Genomic DNA, 13,974 nt, shown 5'->3' with positions numbered 1-13,974 from the left:
CTGGTGACCTGAGATGACCAAGCCGATTGAACCGATCAAGCCCGTGGCATCGGGCTGCCCTATGCATGCTCCCCAGAGCGAAGGCTGGCACGACGTAGCGGCGCGTGCCCGAGTTGAACAGCGTCGGCGTGGACGACATGAAGTCGAACGACGACAGCAGGTTGTAGAACTCGATGGCGCGGGCTTCGCGGTCTTTTTCTTCCAGCGCCAAGCCCATGGCCACGCGCATGAAGAACGCCTGCGGCATCTCGATGCGGACTTCGTCCACGTGCAGGAAGTAGCGGTCGTACAGCGTTTGCAGGCCGAGGTAGTTGAACTGGAAGTCGTTCGCGGCATTCAGCGCTGCACCCAGGCGGGCCAGGTCGAACTGGGCCAGCTTTTCGTCCAGCAGCTCGGCCTCGATACCGCGCTGGATGAACTTCGGGAAGTACTCCGCATAGCGCGTGCTCATTTCGGCCTGCGTGACTTCTTGACCGAGGATTTCGCGGCGGATCGTGTGCAGCAGAATGCGCGCGGTCGCTTGGCTGTAGGCCGGGTCCTTTTCGATCAGGGTACGGGCGGCCAGGATGGCCGAGTCGTACACCTGCGTCATCGGCACGCCGTCATACAGGTTCTTGACCGTTTCCTTGAGGATCGGCTCCGGGTCCACCGCTTCGCCCAGGCCCGTGCAGGCCGTGACGATGACGTTGCGCAGTGCGGCCATGTCCAGCGGGCGGGTGATGCCACCGTCGGTCACGTTCAGGCCGCTGGCGGCCGGTTGCTGCTGGGTTTCACCAGCCTGGGCGCGCTCTTGCGCGCGGCGCTCGCGGTACAGCACGTAAGCGCGGGCCACATCGTGCTCGCCCGAGCGCATCAGCGCCAGTTCCACCTGATCTTGAATGTCTTCGATATGGAACGTGCCGCCGTTGGGGCGGCTGCGCGTCAGCGCGCGCACCACGTTCTGGGTCAGGCCCTCGACCAGCTCGCGCACACGCGCAGAAGCGGCACCCTGCCCGCCATTCACGGCGAGGAAGGCCTTGGTCACGGCCACGGCGATCTTGGACGGCTCGAAACCGACCACGGCGCCATTGCGACGGATGATCTTGTAGTCCGCCAGGTTGACGCCGAACGCGGTGCTGGGGGCCACGGCCGTACCGCCAGCGCTTTGCGCAAATTGCGTGGGGTTGGCGGTGCCGGAGTGGATTTCTGGTTGGGCCGTCTGCATGTGGACTCCTGTTGAACCGTTCGTTTATCGGCGCGCCGACGGGCGGATACCCTTGGCGAACCCTCGCGCTACGCGGAGAAATGAGACGGAAAAGACCCTTGCCTTTTCTCAGCTCCCAAGCATCGGCTTGACCCGCCGACCGCCCGCCCCCGCGTGGCGCCGAAATAAGAATCCCGGAAAGCGACCACTACATCTAGTGTCTCACCCCGGGATTGGCGCTAAGTATAGGGGATGGATCGCATTTGCCTAGTCTTGACAGATGCGGGCGACTGGTCCTTTTGCAATCGGAATGCAGCGCCGCAACCCCGCCATCCCAGGCAGCACAACGGGTCGGCGGGGCCGGCTTGCGGCGCCGCAATGCTGTGCCTTTCAGAATAATTCTTTCAATCGACCGCGCAAGCTCGATAGACGTCACCTCATCTGCAGTAGAGGGCCCCGTGGCCCGCACTGCACTGGTGCAACTGCCGCGATTTCAGGGCGCGCGCTGATAGGGGAACAGTGCCGCGTTGAAGCCACCGAGCTTGCGCAGATGTGCCCAGTCGAAGCATGGCCCCGGATCGGTCTTGCGGCCAGGTGCAATGTCCGAATGCCCCGCAATCGCGGCAATCGGATACGCCGCGCAGATCGCCCGCACGAGGGATGCGGTGGCGGCGTATTGCTCGGGAGTGAAGGGCTGGTCGTCCGTGCCCTCGATCTCGATGCCGACGGAAAAATCGTTGCAGCGCGTACGACCGAAGAAATCCGATGCGCCGGCATGCCAAGCGCGCGCATCGCACGGCGCGAACTGCACACACTCGCCGGTGCGGCGAACGAAGAAATGCGCCGACACGCGCACACCCCGCAACTGGTCGAAGTACGGGTGCGCGTCGCAGTCGAGCGTGTTGGTGAAGAAATTGAGCACGTCGTCTGAACCGAAGTCGGTCGCGGACTGCGCAGGCGGCAGGCTGATGTTGTGCAGCACGATCAGATCGATCGGCATGCCCTCGGGCCGAGCGTCGATGTTGGGTGACGGATGGCGCCGCATGCCGTCCACCCAGCCGTCGGCACCGATGTGCAAGGGGCCCGGCTTAGGCATCGCCGTTCAGACCGTCCAGGCCAGTGTTAGCGGGCTCAATGTCACGCGGATCACGGATGCCAAGCTGCTGCATGCGATAGCGCAACTGCCGGAATGACAAGCCGAGCAGCTTGGCCGCCGCCGTACGGTTGAAGCCGGTCTGATCCAGCGCTACGAGGATCACACTGCGCTCCACAGACTCCAGATAAGCGGGCAGATCGATCGGCAACGCGACGCTGGGCAGTGGCGGCTCCGCGGGCTGCGCCGCCGGGGCTGGCTCGGCCGACAGTGCCACCGGCGGCTGTATTGGCTGCATCGAGTGCAATGCGCCCATCGGGCTGGGCACGGGAGCCGGCATATACGCAGCGTCGGTCCAGCCTGCCATCGGCGATGGCGCCGTCGGGTGATGGGCGGCCGCGGCCTGCGCCTCGCGCGTGCGATGGAACAGCGGAGAACGCTCGATCTCGGCGCCGAGTGCGCCGAGGTCGTCCACGTCGATCGATTCGCCTTCGGCAAACGCATAGGCGCGCTCGAGTAGGTTCTCCAGCTCGCGCACGTTGCCCGGGAACGGATAGGCGCACAGTTGCTGCAACGCCGGGCGCGTCAGGCGCTTGGGGCGCGGATCGCCATAGCGGTTGGCGAGTTGCTCCAGCAGCACGCCGGCCAGCACGGGCACGTCTTCAGCGCGCTCGCGCAGCGTGGGCATGCGCAGCTCCAACACGTTCAGGCGGTAGAACAAGTCTTCGCGGAAGCGGCCGGCGGCGACCAGGCGCGCGAGATTCTGGTGGCTCGCGCACACCACGCGGACATCGACCGGCTCTTCACGGCTTTCGCCGATCTTGCGTACGCGGCGCTCCTGCAGTGCGCGCAGCAATTTCACCTGCATCGTCAGCGGCAGGTCGGCCACTTCGTCGAGCATGAGCGTGCCACCGTTGGCAGCCTGGAAGAAGCCCTGGCGATCGCTGTCCGCGCCGGTAAAGGCGCCCTTCACGTAGCCGAAGAACTCGGCTTCCATCAAATTCTCGGGGATCGCGCCGCAGTTCACGGCCACGAACGGCCGCGACGCACGCGACGAGAGCGCATGGATGGCGCGCGCCGCACGCTCCTTGCCGCTGCCCGACTCCCCGCTGATGACCACCGGCGCCATGCTGCGCGCCAGCCGCATCAGCGAGCGGCGCACTTCCTGCATGGCGGCGGAGTGGCCGGGCAACAGTTCATTGGTGCGCTCGGCCAGGTCCGAGTTGCCGGGGTCAGGATCGCGCTGCTGGCGGCCGAGCGCATTGAGCACGAGGCTGCGCAACTGATCGAGCGAGAGCGGCTTGGCAATGTAGTCGAACGCGCCCGCCTTGAGCGCCTCCACCGCGTTCTCGGCGCTGCCGTATGCGGTGATGACAGCCACCGGCGTACGGTCGGCCGTGGCCGAGAGCTGGCGCACGAGTTCAATGCCCAAGCCATCACCCAGACGCATGTCGGTCAGCACGAGTGCAAAGCGCTGGCGGGACAATGCCTCGCGTGCCTCGGTGAGCCCGCTGGCGAGCACCACATCGTGGCCCATGCGGCGCAAGGAAATTTCCAGCAGTTCGCGCAAGTCGGCTTCGTCATCGACAACGAGAATGGGTTCGCGAACGATGGCGGCTTTGGACATGGATCAGCGGGTCAGCAGAAGATCAGCGGAAATGCGCAGCCGGCGGGTCATTCCGCAATCGGCACGGCGGGTTGATCAAACATCAGGGTGATGACGAAGGCACGGCGCGGCAAGGTGTCGAGCGCCTCCATGGTCAACGCTCCGGTGCGATCGAGCAAGGATTCCAGCGCGATGGCGCCGTAGCGGATCTGCGCATCGTTGGCGCCGCACAACTCGCGCGCCATATAGAGGCCCAGGCCGGTGCCCTGGGCGTCATTCGTGAAGAACGGCTCGAACAGGCTGCGCTGTTGTTCAGTGCTGACCTCGGGGCCGTCGTTCCAGATGACGAGTTCGGCGTGGGCCTCATCCAATGCATAGGCAGCCAACAGGATCGAACCCGGCACGCGGCGGCAATAGCGCAGCGCGTTGTCGAGCATGTTGCCCACCACCTGCTGCAACTGCGCCGGGTCAAATAGCACGGGCCTGTCGAGGTCCACGGCCACGCGAACGAGGTTAGCGTTGATCTCGGTGCCGGCACGGCGCAGGGCCTCGGCGCGCCAGCGGTCGATCACCTCAGGCAGCACGTGGGCGAGCTCCACACGCACACGCTCGCCACGCGGGCGGCGCGAAAGCATCAGCACATCGGCGACCACCTGGTCCAGCCGGCGCACGTTGTCGCGAATGATGCGCAGCAGGCGTGTCTCCACGCCGGAGCCTTCCGGGCGCGCGGGCCCGTTGCCCTCAGCGCCGTCGCCCGGATCATCCAGCAGTTCCGCGGCTTGGCTGATTGCGGCCAGCGGATTGCGGATCTGGTGCGCAATGCTGGCCACCAGCCGGCCCATGGACGCAAGCTTTTCCTGCTGCGCCTGCTCGGCCACACGCTCCCAGCTTTCCACGTGGATCAGCACAGTGTCGTGCAACTCGTGGCGCAAAAAGGCTTCGTCATCGCTCGACCAGCCCTGCGCAGCAGGGTCGGCCGAAAGTTGGCGCGGGCGCGACACTTCGCCGCCCTCTCCCGGCAACCCCAGGCCGATCGAACTGACCAGGCTGTCCAGATAGACGCTGCGCAAATTCGCCAGGCTCGGCAGGATGAACCGCAGACGCAAACGGGCAGGCGGCGCGCGCCTGCCGCCCGGCGCGATGGGCAGCAAGTCGAGAATGCGCGGCGCATCGTCGTCGCCCGTGCCGTCTGCGGGGCGGCTCTTGCGGCGCAGCCACTGGCGCAGCGTCTCCAGCAACGGGCGCAGGTGCGGCACGTCCTTCAGGTCGAACAGCATCGCGCCGGTGCCTACGAACGCGTTTTGCGGCACGCCCAGCAGCACGGCCGCGGCCGGGTTGGCCGCCACGACACGACCGTCGGCGCGCACCAGCATCACACCGTCCTGCATGTCGTAGACCATCAGTCGGTTCACGAGCTGCTGCAGGCGCAACTCGCGCTCGCGCGCCATCGTCAGGCGCTCCTGCGCAATCTGGCGGTGCGACAGGCCATACATCATCGACGCGGCCGTCATGTAGACGAGCCCATACAGCCCCGCCGACGCCAGCCCCGGCGCAATCACACCGTCGCCAAGCATCTGGAGGAACGGATCGGCCAGCACCACCATCGACGCCACCGCCGCCGTAAACAGCGCAAACAGCAGGCTGGTCAACGCGCCAGCCGCCAGCACCGGCATCAACAACACCATCGCCACGCTGGCTGACAGGCGCGACAGGGCGGCATATGCCATCCCCAAAAACAGCAGATCGAGCACGACATCCAGCCGCACGCGGAACTGAAACCGCGTGCGCCACCAGCCGGCGGCCGCCAGGATCAGCAGCGCCACCGCCAAGTACGGCAGTGTCAGACTCAGCAGCGTCTCGCTATTGGGCAGGCCGCCTGCTTCATCGTGCCCACGCGGCACCATCACGAACAGCAGCAGCACCAGCGCCACGGCCGCTCGGCTGAAGGCGAAATAGCGCAGCAGGCGCCATTGGAATTCGGGAGGATCGGGCTCCCGCCAGACCGAGCGCAGCGCGCGCCACGCGTTCAGGCGGGAGAGCAGTCGGCGCGGTCCGGCGTCAGCCATTTTTGGCACCCCAGCCGACGACGTGCCGGACGCATCCGGCATCACGCGCCGCCCCGGTCGGCGTGTTCGGGGCAGCGATAGCGCCCGCCAGGCAGTGCCACCATGCCGGAGCGCGGCGCGTGCACACCGCACACGGCGCATTGCTCGATCGGCTGCGAAGCCTCACGCTCAGGCGCGCGCGGCGCCGCGCCCTGCGATGCGGACTGCCCTGAGGTGCGCGACGAACGCGTACCCAGGCGACTCAGCCACCACCAACCGGCGAGCAGCATCAGGATCAGCAGAACAGGACGGGCCATGAAAAAACCGACAGAGGGGCGAGATCGCCAAAAGAAACGCCAAGAACGCGTTACACGCGGTGAAGGATGACTTCCAGTACGAAGCGACTGCCCACGTAGGCAAGCAGCAGAATCGCAAACGCCGCCATCACCCAGCGCAGCGCCACGCGCCCACGCCAGCCGCGGAAACGGCGCCCCAGCAGGATGCCGCCGAACATCGCCCACGACAGCACCGCAAACACATTCTTGTGATCAAAGTGGAAAGCACGGTGGAACAGGTGCTCGGAGAACAGCACGCCCGAAGCGATGGTCAGCGTAAGCAGCACGAAGCCCGCGCCGATCAGGCGGAACAGCAGTTTTTCCAGTGTCAGCAACGGCGGCAGCAAATCGAGCCAGCGGCCAAGCCAGCCGGACTCATTCGGGCGATTGATGGTGTGCAGCCGGCGCTCGGCGGCGAGCATCAGGATGGCGTGGAAGGCCGCCAGCGTGAACAGCCCATACGCGACGTTAGCGATGGCGAAGTGGAGCTTGAATAGCGGGCTGGCGGCATAGCCAAGGATTTGCGCGCCCGGAAACACCAGCGGCAGCAGACTGCCGAGCAGCGCCACCGGCATCACCAGCAGGCCCAGGCCCGCCAGCGAGAAGAACAGGCTCTCGATCCAGAAGATGCCCACACCCAGCCACAGCATGGCCGACAGCGCATAGGCAAAGCCAAACACCATGGAACTGGCAGGGAAGATGGTCTCGTGCAGCAGAAAGCCGTGCGCGGCCAGCGCCGTTAGCAGGCCCCATCGCCACCAGCCAGGGGCGGAATCCGCAGAAGCCGGGGGCGGCGGCACCAGCACCGCTGCGCCGGAAGGCTGGCCGCCCAGCACGGCACCCGCTGCGGCCGAGGCCTCGAGCCCACCGCGTCGTACCCACGCTGTCCAAGCGAGGGTGCCATAGAGAAGCGCCGTCAGCGCATACAGTACAATGACCATTTGCACAGTTTACCGCAGCGCACCCCGGTTTTGGCTGGGGCCCGTCCCCGCCGAAAGTCTCAGCGGGCGGCCAAGCGGAACGCACATTCCTAGCCGGCGCGCGCCAAGCGAGCACCGGCCTCATCTTCATCCCGTCCCCAATTCCGGATCCCTGTCACTGTCATGCTGGATAACCTGACCCAACGGCTTGCGCGCGTGGTCAAGACCATGCGCGGCGAAGCGCGCCTGACCGAAGCCAATACCGCCGAGATGCTGCGCGAAGTTCGTCTGGCATTGCTCGAAGCCGACGTGGCGCTGCCGGTCGTGCGCGAGTTCATTGCCCGCGTCAAGGAAAAGGCGCTCGGCGAGGAAGTCATCACAAGCCTTTCGCCGGGGCAAGCGCTGGTCGGCATCGTGCAGCGTGAGCTGACCGCCATCATCGGCGGCCAGGAAGCGCTGGAAGGTGTCGGCAACAACATCCTCGGCGGCCGCGCGGCGGAGCTGAACCTCAACGTCACACCGCCCGCGATCATTCTGATGGCTGGCCTTCAGGGCGCGGGTAAGACCACCACCGTCGGCAAGCTGGCCAAGTGGCTCAAGGAGAATAAGAAGAAGAAAGTGCTGACGGTGTCGTGCGACGTGTATCGCCCCGCCGCTATCGCGCAGTTGAAGACCGTCTCGGAACAGGTCGGCGCTGACTTCTTCCCCTCGCAGCCTGACCAGAAACCCGTGGACATCGCCGTCGCGGCGGTCGATTGGGCCAAGAAGCACTATCACGACGTGCTGATCGTCGATACGGCCGGCCGCCTCGGTATCGACGAGGCGATGATGCAGGAGATCGCCGCGCTGCACGCCGCGCTCAAGCCGGCCGAAACGCTGTTCGTGGTCGACGCGATGCTCGGCCAGGATGCCGTCAACACCGCCAAGGCCTTCAACGACACCCTGCCGCTGACCGGCGTGGTGCTGACCAAGCTCGACGGTGATGCGCGCGGCGGCGCGGCGCTGTCGGTGCGTCACATCACGGGCAAGCCGATCAAGTTTGTCGGTGTGGCCGAAAAGCTCGACGGGCTGGAGCCGTTCTACCCCGACCGCATGGCCCAGCGCATTCTGGGCATGGGCGACATCCTCGCGCTGGTGGAAGAAGCGCAGCGCGGTGTCGACATGGAAGAGGCCCAGAAGCTCGCGGCCAAGATCAAGAAGACCGGCGGCTTCGACCTCGAAGACTTCAAGGCCCAGATCGGCCAGATGAAGAAGATGGGCGGCCTGGGCAGCCTGATCGACAAGCTTCCGGCACAGATGGCCCAGCAGGCGCAGGGCGCCAATATGGACCAAGCCGAAAAGCAGGTCCGCCGCATGGAAGGCATCATCAACAGCATGACCGCCGCCGAGCGCGCCAAGCCCGAACTCATCAAGGCCAGCCGCAAGCGTCGCATTGCTGCCGGCGCCGGCGTGCAGGTGCAGGAAGTCAACCGCTTGCTGAACCAGTTCGAGCAAATGCAGACCATGATGAAGAAGCTCAAGGGCGGCGGCATGATGAAGATGATGCGCGCCATGGGCGGTATGAAAGGCGGCATGAAAGGTTTGTTTGGTGGATAACCAACCCACGCCCTTCCCTCAAACCGTTTTCACCAGACCAACACGATGCTGAATGCAGAACAGGCCCGCGAACTCTGGGCCAACTCCGAAGAAATCGTCAGCGAAGACGCTGTGCGCGGCTCGCTGGATCGCATGGCCGCCGAGATCACCGAGAAGATCGGCGACACCTTCCCGATGGTGCTGTCGGTGATGGGCGGCGCGTGCGTGTTCACCGGCATGCTGCTGCCCAAGCTGGCGTTCCCGCTGGAGTTCGACTACATCCACCTCTCGCGCTACAACAACCAGACCGTGGGCAGCAAAGAGATGCAGTGGCGCGTGGCGCCGCGCGAGTCGGTCAAGGGCCGCACCGTGCTGGTGCTTGACGACATCCTCGACGAAGGCGAAACGATGGCCGCCATCCGCTCGCGCATCATCGACATGGGCGCCGCCGAGTTCTATTCCGCCGTGCTGTGCGAGAAGACACTCGCCAAAGACAAGCCGCTGTACCCCGATTTCTGCGGCTTCTCGGTGCCCGACCGCTATGTGTTCGGCTGCGGCATGGATGCCAAGGGCTACTGGCGCAACCTGCCGACCATCCGCGCGCTCAAGAACACCTGACGCGGCGGCAGGCGCAAACAAAAAGGGCGACCATCGAGTCGCCCTTTTTTGTTGTCCGCGCGATGCGTTCAGAGCTGATGCGCGAAGGTGCGGATGCCCTTCAGTAACATCTCCACCGAGATCGCCACCAGGATCAGCCCCATCAGCCGCTCGAACGCCATCACCGTGCGTTCGCCAACCAGGCGCTGGATCTGCGTGGCGCTCAGCAGCACCACCGCCGACACCGCCATCGTCGCGCACAGCGAGCCGATCCACGTCCACATGCGGCCCGGCGCCTGCGAAACAAGCAGCATCACTGTCGCCATGGCAGATGGCCCGGCGATGGCCGGAATCGCCAGCGGCACGATGAAGGGCTCGCCAGTGGATTGCGCATCGGCAGCGCCCTCGTGCGGAAAGATCATGCGCAGCGCAATCAGAAATAGCACGATGCCGCCCGCCATCTGCAAGGACAAGTCGGTCAGGCTCATCATGCGCAGGAACGCATCGCCGAAGAGCATGAAGACCAACAAGAGCACGAACGCGATGCCGACTTCTCGCAGCACCACGCGGCTGCGTCGCTCAGGCGCCACCGGCCTCAACGCGGAAATGAAGATGGGAATGTTGCCGAGCGGATCGGTGATCAGTACCAGCAGGATCGTCGCCGAGAGGAACGTGTATTCCATGTGCGCGACCGTCATTCAGGCGCCGCGGCCTTATTGACGCCGATACGGCCGCTCGCGCAGCCACTTGGTGGCGATCCACTTCTCGCCGCGCTCCACCGGCAGGCCGGCGTGCAGCGTGTCTTCATCGAGCGAGCCATCGGGCCGCTTGTAGACGAAGAAGACGGCGTTGCCCTTGACCGGCGCCACCTCCAGCCCGAGTTTGGGAAAGCCCGTCGCGCCGCCGGCCTGCACGCTGTTCAGGTAGATGACCATGGTGGCCACGCGCTGGCCGCCGACTTCCAGCTGACGCGCTTCACCGGTACGGCCCGGGTTGAAGAAATCGAAGTGCGGCTGGTACTCGCCGCCAGGCTGGTAGTGCAGCACCTGGAAGCCCTCGCCGTGCTCGACCGGCACGCCCACCGCCTGGGCGATACGTGCCTCGATCTTGGCGATGAGCGGATGCTCGCCCACCTGGAACATCCCACCCTGGCTCGTACGCGCCGAGATCAGGTTCTCTTCACCCGTATCTGGGTTCACGACCGGCGAACGCTTGAGGCGATTGCGCCCGAGCGCGATTAACTGATCACACTCCTCGTCGGAGAGGAAATGCTGGAACAGCACGATGCGCGGCGTTTCCAGTGCAAACAGAATGGGGATGTCGCCGTCGGCGGTATGGACGGCGTTGCTGTTCTCGACGGGTTCCTGAGCGGCCGACACGGAAGCCTGCACTGCAGCGGGAGCGGGAGCCGGGGCGCGGGCAGCAAGCGCCTCATCGACAACGCGGCGCGCGAAGGCCCGGTCGTAGCCGGACTGCACCATCGAGGCCACCAGCGGATCAGCCTCAAAACCTTCGGTCACGTGACGCTGCAGCCAGTCGCGCAGCGCTTCGGACATGGTCGCATACGGTTGGGTCGTGGACATGCGCAATGAGGAGATACGAGCGGGCGAAAGGGATGGCCCTATTGTAGGCCGAGCGCTCCGCTACCGACGATCAGGAACCGCCAGCCGGGCCGCCGGCAATACGCAGCGGCGAGAACGGATTGCGTGCCGGCACCTCGGGCAGTGCCTTGGCACGCGGCGCGTTTTCCGCCGGCACCGGGGCGGACACCGTCATCGTGCTCGACTCCTGATATTGCCAGCGCTTCCATGCCGCCAGCACCGCGTTCGGATATTGCGGCTGGCCTCGGCTGCCGTTGTAGCGGCCGAGCGCCAGGTACAGATTGCCGCCTTCCATGTCGAGGTAGTGACGCAGGATCGTGCAGCCGTAGCGCAGGTTGCTCTGCAGGTGGAAGAGCTTGCGGGTGTCCTTATCGCCGATGCTGCGCGTCCAGAAGGGCATCACCTGCATGAGACCCATGGCGCCTGCGCTGCTCATGGCGTACTTGCGGAAACCGCTTTCCACCTGAATGAGACCAAGCACCAAGGCTGGATCGAGGCCCGCCCGCTTGGCTTCGTAGTACGCAGTTTCGATCAGTTCCACGCGCACCGACGCCACCGGAACCTTGCTCGACATGCGCACCGACATCTCGGCCAACCAGCGTAGATAGCCGAGTTGCTCATCGTTGCTGGCAAACACCGGGCGCAGCGGGCGGCTGTCGGCCACGGCGGCGGACAACGCACTACGCACGGAGTCCGCCAGGTACTCATCTTTCTGCGCGCCCGCCCACGCCGGCTGTGTACCCGCGATGCCCACAAGCAAGGCCCCCGCGCATAGCGCAGTGGCGATCAGGCGGGGAAAGCGCAAGCGGTGCATGCAGTTGGGCTCCATTACTGCGCGAGACGCGCCTTCAGCGTCGCCAGCACATCGGCCGGCGCCACGGCAGTGGCAGCCTCGTCGCGGCGGCCCTGGAATTCCAGCTTGCCCTCCTTCAAGCCACGGTCGCCCACCACCACGCGGAACGGCACACCGATCAGTTCCCAGTCGGCAAACATCGCGCCGGGGCGCTCGCCGCGGTCGTCCAGGATCACGTCGATGCCGGCCGCGACCAGCTCAGCGTGCAGGCGATCGGCTTCCGCGCGCACGGCGTCGGAGCGGTCGTAGCCCACCGGACAGATCACCACCTGGAACGGTGCGATCGACGCCGGCCAGATGATCCCGCGCGCATCGTAGTTCTGCTCGATGGCCGCACCCAGAATGCGCGTGATGCCGATGCCGTAGCAGCCCATCACCATCGGCTGCGTCTTGCCGTTCTCATCGAGGAAGGTGGCATTCATCGCGTCGGAATAGCGCGTGCCGAGCATGAAGACGTGGCCGACTTCGATGCCGCGGCAGATCGCCAGCGTGCCCTTGCCGTCCGGCGAAGGGTCGCCCTCCACCACGTTGCGCAGGTCGTAGACCTCGGGCTCGGGCAGGTCGCGGCCCCAGTTCACGCCGGTGAAGTGGTAGTCCTCTTCATTGGCGCCGACGACGAAATCGCTCATGGCCGCCACGGTGCGATCGGCCACCACCTTGATCGGCTGCTTCGTGCCGATCGGGCCCAGATAGCCCGGCGGCGTGCCGAACGCGCGCAGGATTTCGCCTTCCGTGGCGAAGCGGAAATCGGCCAGCCCCGGCACCTTCGATGCCTTGACCTCGTTGAGTTCGTGATCGGCACGCAGCAGCAGCATCCAGATTTGCACGTCGTCACCCTGGCCACCCTCGACATCTGTCGCCAGCACGATCGACTTGACATTGCGCTCGAGCGGAATGCCCAACTGCTCGGCCACCGCCTCGCATTTGGTGCGGCCCGGCGTGTGTGTCTTGGTGAAGGCCTCCGCCGGGGCAGCGCGCGGCGTGGCCGGGGCGAGCGCCTCGGCGGCTTCCATGTTGGCGGCGTAGTCCGAATCCGGGCAGTAGACGATGGCGTCTTCACCCGTGTCGGCAATCACGTGGAACTCGTGCGAGCCCGACCCGCCGATGGCGCCGTTGTCGGCCGCCACGGCGCGGAATTGCAGGCCAAAGCGCTGGAAGATGCGCGTGTAGGCGTCGTACATCTTTTGGTACGAGACTTTCAGGCCTTCGGCGTCACGGTCGAAGGAGTACGCGTCCTTCATGGTGAATTCGCGGCCGCGCATGATGCCGAAGCGCGGACGGCGCTCGTCACGGAACTTGGTCTGGATCTGGTAGAAGTTCACCGGCATCTGCTTGTACGAGCGGATCTCGGTGCGGGCGATGTCAGTCACCACCTCTTCGGAGGTCGGCTGGATGACGAGGTCGCGCTCGTGGCGGTCTTTCACGCGCATCATCTCGTCGCCCATCTTGTCCCAGCGGCCGGTCTCCTGCCACAGCTCAGCCGGCTGCACCACCGGCATCAGCACTTCCACCGCGCCGCTGGCGTTCATTTCCTCACGCACGATCTGCTCGACCTTGCGGATCACGCGCAGCCCCACGGGCATGTACGTATAGAGGCCCGCGCCGAGCTTCTTGATCATGCCGGCACGCATCATCAACTTGTGCGACACGATTTCCGCGTCGGCGGGCGCTTCCTTGAGCGTGGAAATGAAGAACTGGGACGCTTTCATGCGACTGACAATAAGAGATGACGCGGCCAACCAAAGCCGCGAAAACAAGGGCAAAAGCCACCGGAATCAGGAGATGAGACGAGGCGCCAGACGCACATTCAGGTGGTCGGCACCCCTCCCCCAGGAGGCGCGAGTGAGCGGCAACATTTCGGCCTCTGTGACAGCCGAGCGACAGGCCGCTCTATAATCGGCGTAATTCTAAAGTATTCGAGGTGCAGTCATGCTCGATCGTGAAGGCTTCCGCCCGAACGTCGGCATCATCCTCATCAACGCAAGAAACGAGGTGTTCTGGGGCAAGCGCATTGGCGAGCACTCCTGGCAGTTTCCACAAGGCGGCATCAAGTACGGCGAAACGCCCGAACAAGCGATGTTCCGCGAACTGCACGAAGAAGTCGGGCCCCGGCCGGCTCGATCAAGGAAACGTCGCCCGCTGGCAAGTACCTGCTGGCCAACGGCG

General features: G+C 65.3%; 13 protein-coding genes. 3 read left to right on the top strand and 10 right to left on the bottom strand.

Annotated features, from left to right (window positions below):
• From AB0305_RS20430 to ccsA, 6 genes are all read right to left on the bottom strand, one after another.
• A partial coding sequence (locus AB0305_RS20430; RefSeq protein ID WP_366173858.1) for a ribonucleotide reductase N-terminal alpha domain-containing protein occupies positions 1–1,204 on the bottom strand: 1,204 nt, incomplete at its 3' end.
• Between the two features lie 472 nt (positions 1,205–1,676).
• Positions 1,677–2,261, bottom strand: coding sequence for a 1,6-anhydro-N-acetylmuramyl-L-alanine amidase AmpD (ampD, locus tag AB0305_RS20425; protein ID WP_366173856.1), 585 nt, complete (start codon positions 2,259–2,261; stop codon positions 1,677–1,679).
• A gap of 10 nt (positions 2,262–2,271) precedes the next feature.
• Positions 2,272–3,903 (bottom strand): sigma-54 dependent transcriptional regulator, encoded by a 1,632-nt coding sequence (locus tag AB0305_RS20420; RefSeq protein WP_366173854.1) that lies wholly within the window; start codon positions 3,901–3,903, stop codon positions 2,272–2,274.
• Positions 3,904–3,950: 47 nt separating this feature from the next.
• On the bottom strand, positions 3,951–5,948 hold the full coding sequence (locus tag AB0305_RS20415) for a HAMP domain-containing sensor histidine kinase (RefSeq protein WP_366173852.1): 1,998 nt from the start codon (positions 5,946–5,948) through the stop codon (positions 3,951–3,953).
• Positions 5,949–5,989: 41 nt separating this feature from the next.
• The gene (locus AB0305_RS20410) at positions 5,990–6,244 is read right to left on the bottom strand and encodes a PP0621 family protein (protein ID WP_366173850.1); all 255 of its coding nucleotides are present in this window, start codon (positions 6,242–6,244) and stop codon (positions 5,990–5,992) included.
• 50 nt (positions 6,245–6,294) lie between these two features.
• Positions 6,295–7,203, bottom strand: a complete 909-nt coding sequence (gene ccsA, locus AB0305_RS20405) for a cytochrome c biogenesis protein CcsA (RefSeq protein WP_366173848.1) — start codon at positions 7,201–7,203, stop codon at positions 6,295–6,297.
• Between the two features lie 162 nt (positions 7,204–7,365).
• Between ccsA and ffh the strand changes: the two genes are divergently transcribed.
• Positions 7,366–8,778, top strand: coding sequence for a signal recognition particle protein (ffh, locus tag AB0305_RS20400; RefSeq protein ID WP_366173846.1), 1,413 nt, complete (start codon positions 7,366–7,368; stop codon positions 8,776–8,778).
• Between the two features lie 45 nt (positions 8,779–8,823).
• Positions 8,824–9,375, top strand: coding sequence for a hypoxanthine-guanine phosphoribosyltransferase (locus tag AB0305_RS20395; protein WP_366173844.1), 552 nt, complete (start codon positions 8,824–8,826; stop codon positions 9,373–9,375).
• A gap of 68 nt (positions 9,376–9,443) precedes the next feature.
• Here AB0305_RS20395 and AB0305_RS20390 read toward each other — a convergent pair whose 3' ends face one another.
• From AB0305_RS20390 to AB0305_RS20375, 4 genes are all read right to left on the bottom strand, one after another.
• Positions 9,444–10,037 (bottom strand): MarC family protein, encoded by a 594-nt coding sequence (locus tag AB0305_RS20390; RefSeq protein WP_366173842.1) that lies wholly within the window; start codon positions 10,035–10,037, stop codon positions 9,444–9,446.
• 30 nt (positions 10,038–10,067) lie between these two features.
• Positions 10,068–10,910, bottom strand: coding sequence for a 2OG-Fe(II) oxygenase (locus AB0305_RS20385; RefSeq protein ID WP_366173840.1), 843 nt, complete (start codon positions 10,908–10,910; stop codon positions 10,068–10,070).
• A 97-nt stretch (positions 10,911–11,007) separates the two neighbouring features.
• A complete protein-coding gene (locus tag AB0305_RS20380) occupies positions 11,008–11,769 on the bottom strand; it encodes a lytic transglycosylase domain-containing protein (RefSeq protein WP_366173838.1) in 762 nt (253 codons plus the stop codon).
• A 14-nt stretch (positions 11,770–11,783) separates the two neighbouring features.
• Entirely contained in the window at positions 11,784–13,517 is a 1,734-nt protein-coding gene (locus tag AB0305_RS20375) for a proline--tRNA ligase (protein ID WP_366173836.1), read from the bottom strand.
• A 220-nt stretch (positions 13,518–13,737) separates the two neighbouring features.
• Between AB0305_RS20375 and AB0305_RS20370 the strand changes: the two genes are divergently transcribed.
• Positions 13,738–13,974, top strand: a 237-nt coding sequence (locus AB0305_RS20370; RefSeq protein ID WP_366173834.1) for an NUDIX domain-containing protein, incomplete at its 3' end; no start/stop codon positions are given.

This window comes from Arthrobacter sp. NPDC080086 (assembly GCF_040702285.1).
Note: the sequence above shows the minus strand (reverse complement) of the source record. Positions and strands in the feature narration are given on the sequence as shown.